This is a genomic window from Streptomyces sp. NPDC048481, assembly GCF_043200075.1.
Taxonomy (GTDB): Bacteria; Actinomycetota; Actinomycetes; order Streptomycetales; family Streptomycetaceae; genus Streptomyces.
Map to the genome: position 1 here is coordinate 420,565 of NZ_JBICXC010000003.1, position 20,212 is coordinate 440,776.

17 protein-coding genes are annotated in these 20,212 nt (G+C 70.6%); 10 read left to right on the forward strand and 7 right to left on the reverse strand.

The window, feature by feature from the left end; genetic code table 11:
* The first annotated feature begins 49 nt into the window (after positions 1-49).
* The 3 genes from ACGFSH_RS12575 to ACGFSH_RS12585 all read left to right on the forward strand — a co-directional run bounded on the left by ACGFSH_RS12575 (position 50) and on the right by ACGFSH_RS12585 (position 4,198).
* Positions 50-1,783: a VWA domain-containing protein gene (locus ACGFSH_RS12575; protein WP_393347626.1), complete on the forward strand. Its 1,734-nt coding sequence runs from the start codon at positions 50-52 to the stop codon at positions 1,781-1,783.
* Positions 1,784-1,893: 110 nt separating this feature from the next.
* Positions 1,894-3,510, forward strand: coding sequence for a methionine--tRNA ligase (gene metG, locus ACGFSH_RS12580; RefSeq protein ID WP_393347628.1), 1,617 nt, complete (start codon positions 1,894-1,896; stop codon positions 3,508-3,510).
* 196 nt (positions 3,511-3,706) lie between these two features.
* Entirely contained in the window at positions 3,707-4,198 is a 492-nt protein-coding gene (locus tag ACGFSH_RS12585) for a hypothetical protein (RefSeq protein WP_393347630.1), read from the forward strand.
* A 26-nt stretch (positions 4,199-4,224) separates the two neighbouring features.
* On the opposite strand, the gene ACGFSH_RS12590 is transcribed toward ACGFSH_RS12585, so the two are convergent.
* From ACGFSH_RS12590 to ACGFSH_RS12600, 3 genes are all read right to left on the reverse strand, one after another.
* Complete coding sequence (locus tag ACGFSH_RS12590) at positions 4,225-4,434, reverse strand: DUF397 domain-containing protein (RefSeq protein ID WP_393347632.1); 210 nt, start codon at positions 4,432-4,434, stop codon at positions 4,225-4,227.
* Positions 4,431-5,306: a helix-turn-helix domain-containing protein gene (locus ACGFSH_RS12595; RefSeq protein ID WP_393347634.1), complete on the reverse strand. Its 876-nt coding sequence runs from the start codon at positions 5,304-5,306 to the stop codon at positions 4,431-4,433. Before ACGFSH_RS12595 ends, ACGFSH_RS12590 begins: the two co-directional genes overlap by 4 nt.
* Positions 5,307-5,553: 247 nt before the next feature.
* On the reverse strand, positions 5,554-6,897 hold the full coding sequence (locus ACGFSH_RS12600) for a polysaccharide lyase family 1 protein (protein ID WP_393347636.1): 1,344 nt from the start codon (positions 6,895-6,897) through the stop codon (positions 5,554-5,556).
* A gap of 178 nt (positions 6,898-7,075) precedes the next feature.
* On the opposite strand from ACGFSH_RS12600, the gene ACGFSH_RS12605 reads away from it, so the two are divergent.
* A complete protein-coding gene (locus ACGFSH_RS12605; RefSeq protein WP_329411852.1) occupies positions 7,076-7,441 on the forward strand; it encodes a PH domain-containing protein in 366 nt (121 codons plus the stop codon).
* A 90-nt stretch (positions 7,442-7,531) separates the two neighbouring features.
* Positions 7,532-8,221 carry a nucleotidyl transferase AbiEii/AbiGii toxin family protein gene (locus ACGFSH_RS12610; RefSeq protein ID WP_393347638.1) on the forward strand — a complete coding sequence of 230 codons (690 nt, stop codon included), beginning with the start codon at positions 7,532-7,534 and terminating at the stop codon, positions 8,219-8,221.
* Between the two features lie 58 nt (positions 8,222-8,279).
* Here ACGFSH_RS12610 and ACGFSH_RS12615 read toward each other — a convergent pair whose 3' ends face one another.
* Together ACGFSH_RS12615 and aspS are read right to left on the reverse strand one after the other, a co-directional pair.
* The gene (locus ACGFSH_RS12615; protein ID WP_393347640.1) at positions 8,280-9,254 is read right to left on the reverse strand and encodes an intradiol ring-cleavage dioxygenase; all 975 of its coding nucleotides are present in this window, start codon (positions 9,252-9,254) and stop codon (positions 8,280-8,282) included.
* 156 nt (positions 9,255-9,410) lie between these two features.
* Complete coding sequence (gene aspS, locus ACGFSH_RS12620; RefSeq protein WP_393347642.1) at positions 9,411-11,174, reverse strand: aspartate--tRNA ligase; 1,764 nt, start codon at positions 11,172-11,174, stop codon at positions 9,411-9,413.
* Positions 11,175-11,339: 165 nt separating this feature from the next.
* On the opposite strand from aspS, the gene ACGFSH_RS12625 reads away from it, so the two are divergent.
* On the forward strand, positions 11,340-13,523 hold the full coding sequence (locus ACGFSH_RS12625; RefSeq protein WP_393347644.1) for a SpoIIE family protein phosphatase: 2,184 nt from the start codon (positions 11,340-11,342) through the stop codon (positions 13,521-13,523).
* Positions 13,524-13,589: 66 nt separating this feature from the next.
* Positions 13,590-14,477, forward strand: a complete 888-nt coding sequence (locus ACGFSH_RS12630) for a Bro-N domain-containing protein (protein WP_393347646.1) — start codon at positions 13,590-13,592, stop codon at positions 14,475-14,477.
* Positions 14,478-14,555: 78 nt separating this feature from the next.
* Here the strand turns inward: ACGFSH_RS12630 and ACGFSH_RS12635 are convergent, their stop codons facing one another.
* Positions 14,556-15,536: a pirin family protein gene (locus tag ACGFSH_RS12635; protein WP_393347648.1), complete on the reverse strand. Its 981-nt coding sequence runs from the start codon at positions 15,534-15,536 to the stop codon at positions 14,556-14,558.
* A 149-nt stretch (positions 15,537-15,685) separates the two neighbouring features.
* The gene (locus tag ACGFSH_RS12640) at positions 15,686-16,165 is read right to left on the reverse strand and encodes an SseB family protein (RefSeq protein ID WP_109004643.1); all 480 of its coding nucleotides are present in this window, start codon (positions 16,163-16,165) and stop codon (positions 15,686-15,688) included.
* 291 nt (positions 16,166-16,456) lie between these two features.
* Here ACGFSH_RS12640 and ACGFSH_RS12645 point away from each other — a divergent pair, with 291 nt between their 5' ends.
* From ACGFSH_RS12645 to ACGFSH_RS12655, 3 genes are all read left to right on the forward strand, one after another.
* Positions 16,457-18,283: an acyl-CoA dehydrogenase gene (locus ACGFSH_RS12645; protein ID WP_393347650.1), complete on the forward strand. Its 1,827-nt coding sequence runs from the start codon at positions 16,457-16,459 to the stop codon at positions 18,281-18,283.
* A 155-nt stretch (positions 18,284-18,438) separates the two neighbouring features.
* Entirely contained in the window at positions 18,439-19,737 is a 1,299-nt protein-coding gene (locus tag ACGFSH_RS12650; protein WP_393347651.1) for a M18 family aminopeptidase, read from the forward strand.
* 137 nt (positions 19,738-19,874) lie between these two features.
* The gene (locus tag ACGFSH_RS12655) at positions 19,875-20,123 is read left to right on the forward strand and encodes a DUF6458 family protein (protein WP_329411836.1); all 249 of its coding nucleotides are present in this window, start codon (positions 19,875-19,877) and stop codon (positions 20,121-20,123) included.
* The last annotated feature ends 89 nt before the right edge of the window (positions 20,124-20,212 follow it).

The window sequence follows — 20,212 nt, forward strand, 5'->3', positions numbered from 1 at the left end:
GTCCTGGCCAGGGATTGACGGGCATCAACTCATGCGAAGGGTTGCGCAAATGGGCATTCTCACTCTCCTGCGGAATGCGTTCGGCAGGTCCCGCAAGGGGCGTACGGCCGAGACAGAGGGTGCGGAACAGGTTCCTTCGCAGGAACGTACCGCCGCCGAGGGACGGGAGCAGGAGCAGCCGGTCCCGGCCGCCTTCACGCCCCCGGCCGAGCCGAAGCCGGACCCGGCGGTCGCCAGGGTTCCGGAGCCCCGCCCGGCGACCCAGGACGAACACGACCTCGTGGCAGCGGCCTTCGACCACGTGACGGTCCCGAAGCAGACGAAGTCGACGGATTCCGCCACCCCCTCTCCCGCACCGGCCGACACGGACGAGCCGGCGACCACGGACACGCCCGCGACCGCGCAGCCGGTGGCCGAGGCCGACACCGAGCCGAGCCCGGCCACCGAGCCCGAGCCCGAGGCCGCAGCGGAGGCTGAGGCGGAAGCTGAAGCCGAGACCGAGGGCGACACGAAGACCGAGGCCGAGCCCGAGGCTGAGGTCGAGGCCGCTGAGGCAGCGCCCGAGGCTGAGGCTGCGACCGGGAGCGCGACCGCCGCCGAGTCGCAGCCGGAAACCGCCGCGAAGCCCGATACACCGGCCGAGCCCGAGGCCGAGGCCGCCCCCCCGGCCGAGGTTGAGCCCACGGCCGAGGCTGAGACCAAGACCGAGACCAAGACCGAGACCAAGGCCGAGGCCGAGGCCGAGCCCGAGGCCGACGAGCCCGCGGCCGACGCCGACGCCGTCACCGGGTCCGCCGACGCGAAGACCGACGCGGACGCCGGACCGCAGGCCGACCCCGAGCCCGAAAGCGCGGCGGACGCCGAAGCCGGGGCAGCGGACGCCCCGGCGACAGCCGAGGCGGAGGCGGACTCCACCACCGAGCCGGTGGCGGCACCGGAGCCGGCCGCCGACACGACGGCACCGGACTCCGCGGCCTCCGAGCCCAAGACCGACGCCGAGCCCGCCGCCGCCGAGGAGCCGGAAGAGACGGCTGTTGTGGAGGCCGAGGCGGACGGTTCCGCCGATGGCACGGACGATTCCGCCGGGGCTGCGGAAGACTCCGCCGACGGCGAAGCCGGCGCGCAGGCACCCGCCCGGCTGCCGGACGAGGCGCTGGCCGGTCTCGGCACCGCCTACCGGGCGGCGGCCACCGCCCTCGAGAACAGCGGCCTCACCGGCGCCCGTGCCGACGTGTACCTGGTGCTGGACCGCTCCGCGAGCATGCGCCCGTACTACAAGGACGGCTCCGCCCAGGCCCTCGCCGAGCAGACCCTCGCCCTCGCGGCCCACCTCGACCCCGCGGCCAAGGTGCACGTCGTCTTCTTCTCCACCGAGCTGGACGGCACCGGCGAGCTGACCCTCACCGACCACGAGAACAAGATCGACGAGCTGCACGCGGGCCTCGGCCGCATGGGCCGTACCAGCTACCACGCCGCGGTCGAGGCCGTCGTCGGACATCACGTGAAGGAGGCCGCGGCGGGCGTCCCCGCCCTGGTGGTCTTCCAGACGGACGGCGCGCCGGACGCGAAGACCCCGGCCACCCAGGCGCTGACGGAGGCGGCGGACAACCACCCCGACGTCTTCTTCTCCTTCGTGGCCTTCGGCGAGCACGACAACAAGGCCTTCGACTACCTGCGCAAGCTCAAGACGCCCAACACGTCCTTCTTCCACGCGGGCCCCACCCCGCGCGAGCTGACGGACGCCGAGCTGTACGAGGGCGTACTGGCCGGCTGGCGGCCGTAGCACCCCGGCGCCGCCCTGTCGGGGGGTGGACGGGACGGAGCACATACCGTCCGGTCCACCCCCCGAAACGCGTGTGAGGCGACCTGCACGCGCCCAGTAGGATTTCGGGCATGGCGGCCACTGGAACCGAGAAGCAGGGTGGCAAGGCGTTCTACGTCTCCACCCCCATTTACTACGTCAACGACGCTCCTCACCTGGGCCACGCCTACACGACCGTCGCAGGCGACGTGCTCACCCGCTGGCACCGCCAGCGCGGCGAGAAGGTGTGGTACCTCACCGGCACGGACGAGCACGGTCAGAAGATCATGCGCACCGCGGAGGCGAACGGCGTCAGCCCGCAGCAGTGGGCCGACAAGCTCGTCGACGAAGCCTGGCGCCCCCTGTGGGAGCACCTGGAGATCGCGAACGACGACTTCATCCGCACCACGCAGCGGCGGCACACCGACCGCGTCCAGGAGTTCGTGCAGGACCTGTACGACAAGGGCGAGATCTACAAGGGCGGCTACGAGGGCCCGTACTGCGTGGGCTGCGAGGAGTACAAGCTGCCGGGCGAGCTGCTCGACGGCGAGGGCGAGTTCGCAGGTCAGAAGCTGTGCCCCATCCACAAGAAGCCGGTGGAGATCCTCAGCGAGGAGAACTACTTCTTCAAGCTGAGCGACTACGGCGACAAGCTGCTCGCCCTCTACGAGGCGAACCCCGGCTTCATCCAGCCCGAGTCCGCGCGCAACGAGGTCGTGAACTTCGTCCGGCAGGGTCTCCAGGACCTGTCCATCTCGCGTTCCACGTTCGACTGGGGCATCCCGATCCCGTGGGACCAGAAGCACGTGATCTACGTGTGGGTCGACGCGCTGCTGAACTACGCCACCGCCGTCGGCTACAACGAGAACCAGGAGAAGTTCGAGGCGACCTTCCCGGCCGACGTGCACCTGGTCGGCAAGGACATCCTGCGCTTCCACGCGGTGATCTGGCCCGCCATGCTGATGGCGCAGGGCCTCCCGCTGCCCGGCAAGATCGCCGCGAACGGCTGGCTGATGGTCGGCGGCGAGAAGATGTCGAAGTCGAACCTGACCGGCATCAAGCCGCAGGACCTGACCTCGCACTTCGGCGTGGACGCCTACCGCTGGTACTTCCTGCGCGCCATCGCCTTCGGCCAGGACGGCTCGTTCTCGTGGGAGGACTTCTCCGCCCGGTACACGAGCGAGCTGGCGAACGACTACGGCAACCTCGCCTCCCGCGTGGCCGCCATGGTCGGCAAGTACTTCGACGGCGTCCTCCCGGCGGCCACCGCCGACGGCGAGGCCGAGAAGGCGCTCCACGACGGACTGGCGCGTGCGGTCGCGACGGCCGACCGGAAGATCGGCGAGGAGCTGGACTTCCAGGGCGGCATCCTGGCCGTCTTCGAGTTCGTCAAGCAGGTCAACGGCTACATCACGGAGCAGGAGCCGTGGAAGGTCGCCAAGGACGGAAGCGACGAGGGCAGGGCCCGGCTCGCGACCATCCTCTACACCGCCGCGGAATCGCTGAGGGCCGTCGCCGTTCTCCTGAACCCGGTCATGCCGGACACCTCCCAGAAGCTGTGGGATTCGCTGGGCGCCGAGGCGACCCTCGGCGCGCTCGCGGACCAGCGGGTCCAGCAGGCCGGCGACTGGGGCATCCTGCCGGCCGGCTCCACCGTCACCAAGGGCGCGGTGCTCTTCCCGCGCCTCGAGGAGAAGCCGACCGCGTAACGATCCCGTCGGTGCGACGGGAGCCCGGGAGACATGCGTACCCTCCTCCCGGGCTCCCGCCCGACCGGGCCGTGGGCTTGCGCCCGCGGTGCGGCGGGCGGGCTCGCGGGTCGCGGGCAGGGAGAAGATGTAGAGGAAAAGGCGGAGGGGTTCCCCCCGCTCCAGCATGTTCTCGCCAAGCCGTATGGTTTCCGCCATGGCAGTCCCCGAGGTCATTCCGATCGCCTACGAGCCGCGACACCGCACCGAGTCCATCGGCCGGTACGCGGACGGGCAGTTCCTCGCGTCGGTCACGTACGCCTTCCCCCAGGGCTTCCGTCTCGACGACGGCTGGGAAGAGCACAAACGCCTCTACACCGTGCTGCACACCTTCGACGCCGACGGCGCCTACCGCGACTCGGACATCTGGTGCGCCGGAACCTGGGCCGAGCAGCAGCGCGACCCGCACGGCGACGACTCGGTCCTCACCCGCGCCCGCGTCCGCCTCGCCACGCTCCTGCGCAGTCTGCCCCGGCGCTCCTACACGGACATCGCCGTCCGCCCCTTCCAGCTCACCCACGAGGACGTCCTGTTCGGCCTCGTCATCCGTGAGGACAAGGACGAGGACGGCGTCCCGGAGACCTGGGCGGAGCTGTACCCGGACCGCCTGGCCTTCGCCGAGCCGTGGGACGGCACGTACGACACCTGAGGCGGCCCGGCGCGAGCCGTTTCGCCTCAGGCCTGCGCGGCGTGCGCCACGAAGTCCGCCCAGGCGGCCGCCGTGAGCGCCAGGCGAGCCCCTTCGACGTGCTTGGAGTCGCGGACGTGGACGGTGCCGGGGGTCGTGGCGATCTCCACGCACGACTCGCCGTCGGTGCCGCCGCTGTAGCTGCTCTTGAACCACGCCAGTCCGGAGGCGTCCCCGGCAGATGCCTTGCGCATCACGTTTCTCCCAGCAGTTGCTCGACGAAGGCCAGCGACTCCCGTGGTGAGAGAGCCTGCGCTCGGATGGTGCCATACCGAAGCTCGATGATGCGCAGGTGCTTCGGATCGGTGATCGGCCGCCCGCCGAACGCGCCGTCGGAACGCCCCACCGCCGTACCGTCCGGGAACTTCAGCAGCTCGATCCTGCCGTCCAGTCCGGGGTGGGCGTCGGTGTTCGTCGGCATCACCTGAAGCGTGACGTTGTGCAACCGAGCGACGTGCAGTAGGCGTTCGAGCTGCTGTCGCCACACAGTCGCGCCCCCGACCTGCCGCCGCAACGGTGCCTCTTCCAGTACGAAGTGGATCGACGGGGCCGGGTCGCGTTCGAAGACCGTCTGCCGAGCCAGACGCGCCGCCACCATACGTTCCACGTCGTCCGGCGAGTACGGCGGCTGCGCCGCCTGGATCACGGCGCGCGCGTGCTCGGGTGTCTGCAACAGCCCGGCAATGATGTTGCACTCGTACACCCCGATCTCGACCGCCTTGCTCTCCAGCTGCCCCAGCTCCCGGACCCGCTTCGGATACCGGACCTTCTTCACGTCCTCCCAGGCCGCCGCGACGAGTCCGGCCGCGCCCAGCACCTCGTCCGCCCTGTCCAGGTACTCCTGCCGGGGGATCCGTTTGCCGCCCTCGATCTTGTAGACGAGGTCCTCCCCGTACCCGACCGCCACCGCGAAGTCGGCGGCCCGCATCCCCACCGACTCCCGGCGCAGCCTCAACTGCCGCCCCACCGTGGCGAGAACGGCCACGCCCCACTCGTCGTCCGGGTCCACCTCCCACCCCGGCTCGTCCGCCTCGGTCCGGAGCCGTACCGCCTCGCCGTCCACCGCCATCGCGCACCCCTCTGTCGTACCGCCGTGCCGCAACGCCCCTACCCGCGAACCCGCTTCCGGACTTCCGGACACCGGCCGACAGACTCCGGACAGTCACCGCGCGCATCTGTGCTGTGACTGCTCACGGTAGGCGGGCGCGGGCGCGCCCGGTCGTGCGGACGGCGAAAAGTCCACCCGGACTCGCGGACGGCGTGGGGGCGCGAGGGCCGGGGGCTCGTGGTCACCCGGCCCTCGCGCGTCTTGGGGGTTACTTCAGGACGCCGGCGCCCGCCGTCGCCGCCAGGGCCGCCGGCAGGTTCTTCGCCGAGGTCTCCAGGCCGGCCGTCAGGGTCGGCGTCCAGTTGACGGTCGTCTTCAGCTTCTTCGAGGACGCCGCGTTGTAGGCCGCGACGACGTCCGTCACCGTGCCGTTGACCAGGTTGCCGGTGCCCTTGACCGCGCCGGTGCCGTCGCCGCTGAGCAGCTTGGCGACCTTGCCGCCGGCCGGGACCGTCCAGTAGTTGGCCTCGGCGACGACCTGGGCCCTGGCACGCGAGTTGATGCTGTACTGCGTCGCGTAGCCGTCGAGGGTCGTGACGTCGTAGTGGTTGTTGTAGATGTGCACCTGGCCGACCCGGGTCAGCGGGGCGCGCTGGACGATGCCCTTCCACACGTTGTGGTGGAGGGAGACGCGCAGCTTGCCCGCGGGCTCGCTGTCGCTGCTGCCGATCAGCATCGTCTTGTCGTGGTCGATGAACCGGTTGCGCGAGACGGTCACCAGGTCCGAGCTCTTGGTGATGTCGAGGGAGCCGTCGTGGATCTGGTACTCGCGGCCGTAGTACTTCGGGTTGGCGCCATCGAGGTGGGGCGCGTCGGTGAACGTGTTGTGGTCGGCCCACACGTGGGTCGCGCCGCGCAGGGTGACGGCGTCATAGTCGGAGTTCCAGTTGCCGTCGTCGCCGTCGGTGGGGTCCCACTGGGGGAAGCAGTCCTCGGTGGCGGAGAAGTTCAGGTTGCGGACGATGACGTTGTCCACGTTCTGGATCTGCAGCATGCCGCCGGTTATCCCGGCGGCCGTGCCGGGGACGCCGACGATGCTCGTGTTGGCCGGCACCTTGAACACGATGTTCTTCGCCTGCCTGCTCTGGCCGGCGGCACGGGCCTTCTCCTGGGCGCCGGAGGGCAGCTTCGACCGCCCGTAGACGGCGGGGTCGTACGCCTTGAGGTACGACGACAGCGCGTAGCCGGTGCCCGCCGCGTAGTCCGCGCAGGTCAGCTTCTTGCCGGCGTCGTCGGTGTTGGCGTCGATGGTGCCCTTGACCTTGATGATGCGGGGCGTGGTGTCGGTGGCCGACCCGAGGGCCTTCACGAGCTGGGCGCGCGTGGAGACGGTGAAGGTGTGCGCGGCGTCGGCCTTGGCGCCACCGCTCGTGCCCGTGCCGGAGGAGGCCCAGCCGTCCTTCGCGGCGAGCGTCTGGTGGTACAGGTCGACGGTCCCGGCGCTGGCGTTCATCACGACGACGCCGGCGCCGACGCCGGCCGCCACGGCGGCGGCCGTGACCACGAGGGCGCGGCGCGAGCGGAGGGACCGGCGGTGGGAGGGAGCTGCCACGGGGGATCCTTACGGGAGGAGCATGCTTATGACCCGTCAGTGGTCGCCGTCGTGTGAAGAGTTGCCGCGCCGGATGAACTTTTTTCTCCGGCGGCCGCGCCTGGCCTCCACCCGCCTTCGCGATTCCCGCACCGTCGTCCTAAGGTGCCCTTCTACCGACTTGGGGGGATCGATTCACATGGCGCTCTTCGGCAACGCCCACACCATCGACAACGGGCAGGCCCAGCAGGACTACGCGCGTCTGCTGGGGCAGGGCGAGCAGGTGCACGCCGCGTTCCTGCTGATCCGCGACACCATCCTGTTCACCGACCGCCGGCTGCTGCTCGTCGACAAGCAGGGCATCACGGGCAAGAAGGTCGAGTACCACTCCGTCCCGTACCGGAGCATCACCCACTTCGCGGTGGAGACCGCCGGCACCTTCGACCTGGACGCCGAACTGAAGATCTGGGTCTCCGGCACGCCGGCGCCGATCCAGAAGACGTTCACCAAGGGCGTCGACATCTACGAGGTGCAGGCCATCCTCACGCAGTTCGTCGCGAGGTAGCCCGCCGGGGGCGGGGGGCCGGTCGCCGCGGGTGCGTCCGCGCCGCGTGTGCCGGCCCCGCGTGCCGGCCGGACCTGCTACGACTACCCGGTGGACCTTCTTCGACCCCACCACCGCCTCCTCGCCGAGATCTTCGGCATGCCCGGCCCCGCGACCGCCTGGGTGCTGGCCGGCGGCTACGCGCTGGAGGCGCACGGCCTGCTGCGGCGCCCCCACGACAACGTGGACCTGGCGACGGAGAGCACGCGGCCCATGCCCGAGCTGGCCGAGGCGCTGGCCTCGGCGCTGACCGCCCGGGGCCGCCACGAGGCGACGCCGCAGGATCTGGACCCGCTGTCCGCGCGCCTGGCGGCGCGGCTGGCCGTGCGGGACCGCGAGACGGGCGTCGTCCTGCGGCTGGCCCTGCACAAGGAGACCTTCTGGAGCCCGCCCGTAACGACCCCCTGCGGCCCGGCCCTCTCGCCGCACGACGCGGTGGGCACCAAGATCCGGGCGCTGTACGACCGCGGACTCGCCGTCGACCTCATCGACGCGCGCGCCGCGCACGCCCTGTTCGGCTACCCAAGCCTGGAGGAGGCGGCCCGCCGGCACGCCCGCGATGACTTCGACCTGCCCACCCTCCAGGCGCGGCTGGAGGGCACGGACCACTACCCGGACTCGGAGTTCACCCAGTACGGCCTCGTCGAGCCGGACATCGCCGGCCTGCGGGCGTGGGCGCAGGCCTGGTCGACGGACATCGCGGAACGGCTGCTGGAGGAGGGGGCGTCACCGGACGCGTGAGCGCACCGGGACCGGGTGCGGGCCCGGTCCCGGCCGATCGGCTCACCGACGGCGCAGGCTACGACGCCCCGGATGTTCTGGAGGTCCCGGACGCCGGACCCGAACCCGACGGCGAAGCCGAGGCGCTGGGCCGCGACGGGCCGTCCTGGCCGTCCTCCGTGGCTTCGGGGTCGACCCCGACGGTGATCGCCGCGTGGACGCCCCTGCCGATGCGGCGCCGGTCGTAGCGCAGCCGCAGCAGCCCGCCCCGTACTCCGCTCTGGTCGTAGATCGTGTCCTCGGCGAGGGTCGTGCGCTCGGCGGTGTTGCTCGCGTACGGCTCCACCGCCGCCGAGGCCAGCACGGACTTCTCGTCGAAGAAGAACTGGCCGGTGTGGCAGGTGCGGCCGCCCTCGTAGCCGACATCGGTCCACTCGCCGTCCACGTGCACCTTGGCGTGGATGTGGACGCACCGGCCGCGGTACCAGCCGGGGAACACCGTCCGGAAGGAGACCCGGCCGTGCCGGTCCGTCCGCCAGGTGCCGCGCAGGTAGCGGGTGTCGTCGGTGGGCTCCTGGTGGCCGCCGCCCGGCGGGGCGCCGGTGGGCGCGCCCGTCGGGGGCCGGCCGGTCGGGGGCTCGCCGGTCGGCGCGGGGCCGCCGCCTCCGCCGCCGCTGCCCTGCTGCTCATAGCCCGAGTAGACGCCCGTCGCGTCGCAGTGCCAGATGTCGACGGCCGCGTTCCGCAGCGGTCGGCAGGTGTCGGAGTCGATCACCGTGAGGGCCAGGAGAAGCGGGATGCCCTCACGGTCCTCGGTGATGTCCCGGCGGAGCTTGTCCGCGTCGATGTAGTAGGGGCCCTCGACGGTCTCCGAGGTGAGGCGGTAGCAGACGTCCGCGTCGGGCCCGGACGCCGTCGCGCCACCGCGTCCGACGGTGCTCGTCGCGTAGGCGGTGCCGCCCAGTCCCGCCGCGGCGAGGCCGCCCGCGCCGACGGCCACGATTCTGCGCCGAGTCCACTGCTGTTCGCTGGGGGGTTTCTGAGGTTCCGTCATAAGCCGGGGACGCTAGGAGGGCGACCTGTGAGGAAGATGGGCGCGAGCTGTCAGTTGCCGGGGAAAACGAGAGTGGCCCGGAACCGACGTCGGTTCCGGGCCACCCCGGCGTTCTCGTGGCGCTGCGAGCCGGACTTCCCGCCCCAGCCCGCCCCGCTACTTGGGCTGCGGCTTGCGCACCGAGAGGTGCAGCTCCTTGAGCCGAGCCTCCTCCAGCTCCGTCGGCGCGCCCATCATCAGGTCCTGGGCGTTGCCGTTGAGCGGGAAGGAGATGGTCTCGCGGATGTTCGGCTCGTCGGCCAGCAGCATGACGATGCGGTCGACGCCGGGCGCGATGCCGCCGTGCGGCGGGGCGCCGAAGCGGAACGCGCGCAGCATGCCGGCGAACTTCTCCTCGACGGTCTCCCGGTCGTAGCCGGCGATCTCGAACGCCTTGAGCATGATCTCGGGCTCGTGGTTGCGGATCGCGCCGGAGGACAGCTCGACGCCGTTGCAGACGATGTCGTACTGCCAGCCGAGGATGTCCAGCGGGTCCTGGGTCTCCAGGGCCTCCAGGCCGCCCTGCGGCATCGAGAACGGGTTGTGCGAGAAGTCGATCTTGCCGGTCTCCTCGTCCTTCTCGTACATCGGGAAGTCGACGATCCAGCAGAACCGGAAGACGCCCTCCTCGAAGTGCCCGGCACGCTTGGCGGCCTCGACGCGCACCGCGCCCATGATCTTCGAGACCTCGTCGAACTCGCCCGCGCCGAAGAAGACGGCATGGCCGGCGGCCAGCGACAGGCGCTTGGTCAGCTCGGCCACGTTGTCCTCGGTGAGGAACTTCGCGATCGGGCCGGTGAGCGAGCCGTCCTCGGCCACACGGACCCACGCCAGGCCCTTCGCGCCCTGCGAGACGGCGAAGTCACCGAGCTGGTCGAAGAACTTCCGGGGCTGGGCGGAGACGTCCGGCACCGCCAGCGCACGCACGTGCTTGCCGGCGAACGCCTTGAACTCCGAGCCCTCGAAGACGTCGGTGATGTCGACGAGCTCCAGCTTGGCCCGCAGGTCCGGCTTGTCGGAGCCGTACTTCAGCATCGACTCGCGGAACGGGATCCGCGGGAACGGCGAGGTGACATGACGGCCGCCGCCGAACTCCTCGAACAGCTCGGTCATGAGCTTCTCGATCGGCTGGAAGACGTCCTCCTGCTCGACGAAGCTCATCTCGACGTCGAGCTGGTAGAACTCGCCCGGCGAGCGGTCCGCGCGGGCGTCCTCGTCCCGGAAACAGGGCGCGATCTGGAAGTAGCGGTCGAAGCCCGAGATCATCAGCAGCTGCTTGAACTGCTGCGGGGCCTGCGGCAGCGCGTAGAACCGGCCGGCGTGCAGCCGGGACGGCACGACGAAGTCGCGGGCGCCCTCGGGGGAGGTCGCCGACAGGATCGGCGTCGCCATCTCGTTGAAGCCCAGCGCCGTCATCTTGTGCCGGATGGCCGAGATGACCGCCGTGCGCAGCATGATGTTGCGGTGCATGCGCTCGCGGCGCAGGTCCAGGAAGCGGTACTCAAGACGCCGCTCCTCGTTGACCCCGTCCTCGGCGTTGATCGTGAAGGGCAGCGGGGCGGCCGCGCCCAGCAGCTCGACCTCGCCGACCTCGACCTCGACCTCGCCGGTCGGCAGCTCGGCGTTGACGTTCTCCGCGCCGCGCGAGACGACCTTGCCGTCGACGCGGACCGTCGACTCCTTGGTCAGCTTGTCGAGAGCCTCGTACGCGGGGGTGCCCGGACGGGCGACGAGCTGCGTGATGCCGTAGTGGTCGCGCAGATCGATGAAGAGGATGCCGCCCAGGTCGCGCCGATTGTGCAGCCAGCCGCTCAGCCGGACGTCGCTGCCGACGTCAGAGGCGCGGAGCTCGCCGCAGGTGTGGGACCTGTACCGATGCATCGTCGTTCATCCAGTCTTCGCGGATCGGGGTCTGTGTTTCGTGGTGTTTCACGTGAAACAACCCCAGCGTACCGGGCACGCCGTGATCGCCTCCCACCATTCCCGGGTGGCAGCGGGAGCGGTGAGCAGTGGCACCTTTCGTTCCCCTCTTCATAAAGTGGGGCAATGCGTACTGGCGAGCCGCTGCCCGCCGTGGGGGAGGTCCTCGTCTCCCTCGCGACCGGCGTGTGGCACTGGGACACCGCCACCGGGCTGGTCACGGTCGACGCCGAGGCGGCCCGGCTGCTCGGGCTGCCCGCCGAGGAGACGGTCCTCACGGAGGCCCAGACCCGGGCCCGTCTGCACCCCGTCGACTGGAACGAGATCACCGGCGTGGTGCAGCTCGCCGTCGCCGAGGGCACCCTCGCCGAGGTCCGGATCCGGATCATGGACGAGCGCGGAACGGTGGTGCGGGTCGTCCGCAGCCGCTCGAAGCCCTCCTTCGACCCGGTGAAGAAGGCCTACGAGCTGATCGGCACCCTCCAGGAGGTCACCGAGCCGACGCCCGGCACCGCCGCCGGACGGACCGCCGTCACCGGCGACTGGAGGCGCTCGCGCGAGGCGTTCCTGCTGGACGCCGGCCGCGCACTGGCCGAGGCGCGCTCCACGGAGGAGGTACTGCGGGTCGCCGCGGGCCTGTCGATGCCGGGTTTCTCACCGGCCGGTCTGGCGGTCTTCGGCGTCACCGGCGACCGGCTGACGATCATCGGCCACCACGGGCAGCAGCCCGGCGACGAGGCCCCCTTCACCCAGATGTCCTTGCAGACGGACTACCCGGCCGCCGAGGTCGTGCGCACCGGGCGGGCCGTCTACCTCTCCTCGCCCGAGCGGTACAAGGAGCGCTATCCCCTCACCTGGCCGATGGCCGCGCCCTTCGGCCGGTATTCCTGGGCGTTCCTGCCGCTGACGGTCGCCGGTCGCACGATGGGCGCGTGGATGGCCGCCTTCGCATACCCGGTGGCGTTCACCCCGGACGAGCGGTCCGTGCTGACGACGGTGGCCCGCATGCTCGCCCAGGCCCTCACCCGCGCCGGGGCGGCGGAGACCCAGCGGGAGCTGACCGACGGCCTGCAACGCTCCATGCTGCCGACCCTGGGCCCGGAGATACCGGGCCTGACGCTCGCCGCCCGCTACATACCGACCGGCGGCGGTCTCCAGGTCGGCGGCGACTGGTACGACATGATCCCGCTGCCCGGCGGCGCCTCCCGGGCGCGGCGCGGGGGAGGCCGGTTCGCCCTGGTCATCGGGGACGTCCAGGGCCATGACGTGCGCGCGGCGGGCCTCATGGGCCAACTGCGCATCGCGCTGAGGGCGTACGCCGCCGAGGGGCACCGTCCCGACGCCGTCCTGTCCCGGGCCTCGGGCTTCCTGCACGGCCTCGCGGACGGAAACCCCGACCTGCGCTTCGCCACCTGCCTCTATGTCGAGGTCGACCCGGCCACCGGCGTGCTGGAAGCCGCCCGGGCCGGTCATCTGGATCCGGCGATCCGGATGGCCGACGGAACGGTGCTGGTCAGGGCGACCGCGGGCGGTCTGCCGCTGGGCATCGACCCGGACGCCGACTACCCCACGACCCGGCTCGTCCTGGAGCCCGGCGAGACGCTGATGCTGTGCACCGACGGCCTGCTGGAGACCGGCGGCCACGACCTCGACACCGGCTGGCAGCGCGTCCGCAAGACCCTGGAGGCGCACGAGGGGGACCTGGAGGAACTGGCCGACGCCCTGGTGCAGACGGTGCACGGCCCCTCCTCGCACCACACGACGGGCCGCCTCGCCGACCGCCGGGAGGACGACACGGCCCTGCTGCTGCTGTGCCGGCAGGGCGAGGGCGGCTGCGGTCCTGGGGCCGTCCCGCTGCCCGCACGGCGACTCGCGCGCCGCTCGATGCTGACGGTCGCTCAGGCCGAGCCCGAGCGGATCGCCGTCGCCCGGCAGCAGGTGCGCGAACTGCTGCACGACTGGACCTGCGAGGACCAGGTGGACTCCGCGGTCCTGCTCGTCTCCGAGACCCTCACGAACGTCCTCGTCCACACGGACGCCGACGCCCTGCTCGTCGCAGAGGTCGCCGGCGCGCCCGGAGAACGCCGGCTGCGCATCGAGGTCACCGACACCAGCGACGACCTCCCGCACAAGCGCCGCCCCGGCGAACTGGCCTCCTCGGGCCGCGGCCTCGTCCTCATCGAACTCCTCGCCCACACCTGGGGGGTGGCCCCGCGCGGCGAGGGCAAGAGCATCTGGTTCGAGATATACGAGCCCCAGAACCCGGATGAACCTGAAGAATCGATGCCTCAAACTCCCCTACAAGGATGAACCTCCGCAACGCGCCCACGCGACGGTGGGGCATATGCCTAGCGTCCGTGACGGAGGTGATGCTCGATGTACGAGCAGAACAACACGACGCCGCCCCGACCGGCGGCACGACAGGACGCGATCGACATCAATGACTTCGTCTTCGCGGCGACCGGCGCGCGGGTACGGAGGCTGACCACACCGGACGGAACCCACTGGTTCCCGGCGGTCGACGTGGCCGGCGAACTCGGCTACGTGAACACCCGGGACGCGTTGCGTCTCAGGGTCGCGCAACAACACACAACATCTCTCGACGCTCTTGCACGAAGCGTCGGTACCGTCGACGCTTCATGCAACATTGCAGGTCACGGACTTAAGAAGTCCATGAAGATGGTGAATCTCCAAGGGCTTGTCCAGCTGGTCAACGCCTGCACCAAGCCAGAAGCGCAGCCTTTCAAGCTCTGGGTTTCACAGGTCGTCGCGACCATCCAGCAGGAGGGTTCCTACTCCCTGGAACAGGCCCCCGTGCAGCCCGCCCCCGCCGGGCGCACCGCGTACGTGATGCCGGAGCAGGTCGTCGACGCCATCGTCCGGCTCGAGGAGCGAGCCGCGCGGACGAACGACGTCCTCGGGGACATCCTCGACGGCCAGCGGGTGATGACCGACGTGCTGCGGGACATCGCCGGATCCCTGCGGACGCGGTCCGTCGCGGCGTCGAAGCCGACGCCCGCCGAGCTGCTGGCCGTCTGGAGGACGAAGAACCTCGTCGTCACCGAGGACGTGCACGCCGTGGCCGCGCTGCTCGCCCCGGCGTTGACGCGCGGCGACGCCCGTTACCGCGTGGAGGAGATCGCGACCCGCACGGGGCTCCCGCACGAGCGCGTCCGGGACTGTCTGCGCATGCTGCTCAAGCGGGGCTGTGTGCGTCAGACGGGATGCACCGCCGACGGGACGCCCGTCTACGCGCTGCCGTAGCGGGCGGCGCGGACGGGAAAGGGCCCGAAGTCGCAAGAAAAGTTTGCGGCTTCGGGCCCTGTCGCAAGGTACCGCAAGTCAGGCGGTCCGCGGGCCGCCTTCGGTCATTCCGTGGACCGCGGGGATCGTGCCCAGGCGTCCCTTCTGGAAGTCGTCGAACGCCTGCTGGAGTTCGTCCCTGGTGTTCATGACGAACGGGCCGTAGTGGGCCATCGGCTCGCGGATCGGCCGGCCGCCGAGGAGGACGACCTCCAGGTCCGGCGTGTGGGAGTCCTGCTGACCGTCCGCGCGGACGGTCAGCGAACCGCCGGCGCCGAAGACCGCGGTCTGGCCCAGGTGGATCGGACGGCGCTCGGCGCCGACGGAGCCCTTGCCCGCCAGCACGTACGCCAGCCCGTTGAAGTCCTCACGCCAGGGCAGCGTGACCTCCGCACCCGGCGCCACCGTCGCGTGGATCATCGTGATCGGCGTGTGCGTGATGCCGGGACCGGCGTGCCCGTCCAGCTCACCGGCGATGACGCGCAGGAGCGCGCCGCCGTCCGGGGTGCTCAGGAGCTGTACGTGTCCGCCGCGGATGTCCTGGTAGCGGGGGGCCATCATCTTGTCCTTGGCCGGGAGGTTCACCCACAGCTGGAGGCCGTGGAAGAGACCGCCGGACATGACCAGCGACTCCGGCGGCGCCTCGATGTGGAGCAGGCCCGAGCCCGCCGTCATCCACTGGGTGTCGCCGTTGGTGATGGTGCCGCCGCCGCCCTGGCTGTCCTGGTGGTCGAAGATCCCGTCGATGATGTAGGTGACGGTCTCGAAGCCGCGGTGCGGGTGCCAGGGAGTGCCCTTCGGCTCGCCCGGCGCGTACTCCACCTCGCCCATCTGGTCCATCATGATGAACGGGTCGAGGTGGCGGTAGTTGATGCCGGCGAACGCACGGCGCACCGGGAAGCCCTCGCCCTCGAAACCGCTCGGCGCGGTCGTGACGGTGAGGACGGGACGGGCGACCGCATCGGCCGGTGCCGCGACGCGCGGCAGGGTCAGCGGGTTCTCGACGGTCACTGCGGGCATGTCCGTACCTCCTTGGGCGACGTACGGCCCAGTTTAGTTGAGCATTGAACTTTCTGCCACCCGTAACAGCGAACGCCCGGAGGGCATTCCCTCCGGGCGCTCCCCGCCGACCGGGCGGGCCGTGACCTGGAAACTCGCGGCCGCGACGCTCAGCCGTACATCCGGCGCATCGCGAACTCCACCATCTGCTCGACGGCCTTCGCGTCGAAGACCATCCGGTGCTCGCCCTCCATGTCGAGGACGAAGCCGTAGCCGGTGGGCAGCAGGTCGATCACCTCGGCACCGGTGATCACGAAGTACTTGGACTCCTTGCCCGCGTACCGGCGCAGCTCCTTGAGGCTGGTGAACATCGGGATCACCGGCTGCTGGGTGTTGTGCAGGGCGAGGAAGCCGGGGTTGTCGCCGCGCGGGCAGTAGACCTTGGAGGTCGCGAAGACCTGCTGGAAGTCCTCGGCGGCGAGCTGGCCGGTGGTGAAGGCACGGACCGCGTCCGCGAGGGACGGCGGGGACGGCTCCGGATAGAGCGGCGGCTGCTGGCCGTAACCGCCGTGGCCGCCGGGCATCTGCTGCTGCGGCGGGGCGTACTGCTGCTGTGCGGCCCCGTCCATGGGCTGGCCGTATCCGTACATGGGCGCAAGCGTACCGAGACGGGCCCGTCGGCGAGCGGCAGGGGAACGATCCGGCCGCCCCGGAAGATCCCGGCAGCCGGAAACCGTCCGGCCCGGCCGGAAGGCGCCGGAAGCACGAAACCGTCCGGCGGGCGGCGCCGTCCCGTCGACTAGAGCCTTCTCACACTTGGCCGAGTAGGGGTTGCGTCTTATTACCGACGGGTAGCATCATCGTAGCTACTTGTTGGTACGTGAACTAGCGCGAGGATCCAGTGCCTCGCCGATCTCTCTAGGGAGCCGGGAGCCGTCACCATGGGGCACTACAAGTCGAACCTCCGCGACATCGAGTTCAACCTCTTCGAAGTACTCGGGCGCGACAAGCTGTACGGCTCCGGCCCGTTCGAGGAGATGGACACCGAGACCGCGAAGAGCATCCTCGCGGAGCTGACCCGCCTCTCGGAGAACGAGCTGGCGGAGTCCTTCTCGGACGCCGACCGCAACCCGCCGGTCTTCGACCCGGAGACCAACACCGCGCCGGTGCCCGCGTCGTTCAAGAAGAGCTACCAGGCCTTCATGGACTCCGAGTACTGGCGTCTCGGCCTGCCCGAGGAGATCGGCGGCACCACCGCCCCGCCGTCGTTGATCTGGGGCTTCGCCGAGCTGATCCTCGGCGCGAACCCGGCCGTGTGGATGTACTCCTCCGGCCCGGCCTTCGCCGGCATCCTCTTCGACGAGGGCAACGACGTCCAGAAGAAGATCGCGCAGATCGCCGTCGAGAAGCAGTGGGGCTCGACGATGGTCCTCACCGAGCCCGACGCGGGCTCCGACGTGGGCGCGGGCCGCACGAAGGCCGTCCAGCAGGAGGACGGCTCCTGGCACATCGAGGGCGTCAAGCGCTTCATCACGTCCGGCGAGCACGACATGTCGGAGAACATCATCCACTACGTCCTCGCCCGTCCCGAGGGCGCCGGACCGGGCACCAAGGGCCTGTCCCTGTTCATGGTGCCGAAGCACCTCTTCGACTTCGAGACCGGCGAACTGGGCGAGCGCAACGGCGTCTACGCCACGAACGTCGAGCACAAGATGGGCCTCAAGGCCTCCAACACCTGCGAGATGACGTTCGGCGACCGGCACCCCGCCAAGGGCTGGCTGATCGGCGACAAGCACGACGGCATCCGCCAGATGTTCCGCATCATCGAGTTCGCCCGCATGATGGTCGGCACGAAGGCGATCTCCACGCTCTCCACCGGCTACCTCAACGCGCTGGAGTACGCCAAGGAGCGCGTCCAGGGCCCCGACCTGGCCAACTTCATGGACAAGGCCGCGCCCAAGGTCACCATCACCCACCACCCCGACGTGCGCCGCGCGCTGATCACGCAGAAGGCCTACGCGGAGGGCATGCGCGCCCTCGTCCTCTACACGGCGTCCATCCAGGACGCGATCGCCGTGAAGGAGGCCAACGGCGAGGACGCGAAGACGGAACACGCGCTCAACGACCTGCTCCTGCCGATCGTCAAGGGCTACGGCTCCGAGAAGGGCTACGAGCAGCTCGCCCAGTCGCTCCAGACCTTCGGCGGCTCCGGGTTCCTCCAGGAGTACCCGATCGAGCAGTACATCCGCGACGCCAAGATCGACACCCTGTACGAGGGCACCACCGCGATCCAGGGCCAGGACTTCTTCTTCCGAAAGATCGTCCGCAACCAGGGCGCCGCGCTGAACTCCCTCGCCGAGGACATCAAGAAGTTCCTCGCGCTCGGCACCGGCGGCGAGCAGCTGGCCGGCGCCCGCGAGCACCTCGCCAAGGCCGCCGTCGAGCTGGAGGCCATCGTCGGCCTGATGCTGACCGACCTCGCCGCCACCGAGCAGGATGTCAAGAACATCTACAAGGTGGGCCTCAACACCACGCGCCTGCTGCTCGCCTCGGGTGACGTGATCGTCGGCTACCTGCTCCTCAAGGGCGCGGCCATCGCCGCCGAGAAGCTGGAGACCGCCTCCGCCAAGGACCGGGCGTTCTACACCGGCAAGATCGCGGCGGCGAAGTTCTTCGCGGCCAACGTCCTGCCCGGCGTCACCCTCGCCCGCAAGGTCGCCGAGGGCGTCGAGCTCGACCTGATGGAGCTGGACGAGGCCGCTTTCTAGGACTCACCGGGACCCACCCGGACCACCCGGACAACGGTGGGGCGCCCCTCGGGGCGCCCCGGCCGAGCACGGCGGCTCAGCACTCCACACTGTCCTCACGAGGGCCCGCTCCCAACGCCGGGAGCGGGCTTTCGTACGTCGTTAAGGTGAACCCCATGAGCGAACCCTCCCGCTTCGACCGCGGCCACACCGACGACCTCATGACGTTCCTGACGGCGAGCCCGTCGCCGTACCACGCCGTGGCGACGGCCGCCGAGCGGCTGGAGAAGGCCGGATTCCGGCAGGTCTCGGAGACGGACGCCTGGGACGGGACGACCGGCGGCAAGTACGTGCTGCGCGGGGGCGCGATCGTGGCCTGGTACGTGCCCGAGGGCGCCGCGCCGCACACGCCGTTCCGCATCGTCGGCGCGCACACCGACTCCCCGAACCTGCGCGTCAAGCCGCAGCCCGACACCGGCGCGCACGGCTGGCGCCAGGTGGCCGTGGAGATCTACGGCGGCCCGCTGCTCAACTCCTGGCTCGACCGCGACCTGGGCCTCGCGGGACGGCTGACCCTGCGCGACGGCACGACGCGCCTGGTGGACGTCGGCCGCCCCCTGCTGCGCGTCCCCCAGCTCGCCATCCACCTGGACCGCTCCGTCACCGCCGACGGCCTCAAGCTCGACAAGCAGCGTCATCTCCAGCCGGTATGGGGCCTGGGCGGCGAGGTGCGCGACGGCGACCTGATCGCGTTCCTCGAGCAGGAGGCCGGACTGGCCGCGGGCCAGGTCACCGGCTGGGACCTGATGACGTACTCCGTGGAGCCGCCCGCCTACCTGGGCCGCGACGAGGAACTGCTGGCCGGCCCGCGCATGGACAACCTGCTGTCCGTGCACGCCGGGGCGGCGGCGCTGGCGGCCGTGGCGGCCGGCGCCGGGGAACTGCCGTGCATCCCGGTGCTGGCCGCGTTCGACCACGAGGAGAACGGCTCGCAGAGCGACACCGGCGCCGACGGCCCGCTCCTCGGCGGCGTGCTGGAACGTTCGGTCTTCGCGCGCGGCGGATCGTACGAGGACCGGGCGAGAGCCTTCGCGGGCAGCGTCTGCCTGTCCTCCGACACCGGGCACGCCGTCCACCCCAACTACGCGGAGCGGCACGACCCGACGCACCACCCCCGGGTCAACGGCGGGCCGATCCTCAAGGTCAACGTCAACAACCGGTACGCGACGGACGGGACGGGCCGCGCACTCTTCGCCGCCGCCTGCGACAAGGCCGGCGTCCCGTTCCAGACGTTCGTCTCCAACAACTCCATGCCGTGCGGCACGACCATCGGCCCGATCACCGCCGCCCGGCACGGCATCCGCACGGTCGACATCGGCGTGGCCATCCTGTCGATGCACAGCGCGCGCGAACTGTGCGGCGACGCCGACCCGTACCTGCTGGCCAACGCCCTGACGGCGTTCCTGGAGGGATAGCCGCCCGCCCGTCCGGACGGCCCCCCGCACGGCCCGCCGGACGGGTGCAAGGACCGGCCCCCGCATGGGAGTTCCCCGCGGGGGTACCCGGATGTCGGAGCCGGACCGACCGGCGATCCTGACAGGGAGGCGACATCATGGGCCTCGGCGGGTGCATCATCCTCATCGCCGTGGGAGCCATCCTCACGTTTGCGACCGACTGGCACATGCAGGGGGTCAACCTCGACCTGGTCGGCGTCATCCTGATGATCGTCGGCCTGATCGGTGTGACGACCTTCAGCAGCATCGCCCGGCGCCGCCGGGTCATGGTGCCGCCCGCCTCGACCACGGTGGTCGAGACGGAACGACGTCACCACGACGGATACAGCGACGGCTACGGCGTCTGACGAACCGGCAGAAGGGACGTCCCGAACATTCCGCATTCCGGTGTGCTGGTGTGTGCTGCTGCGCGCTGCTCCCCTTGTGTGAACATCGT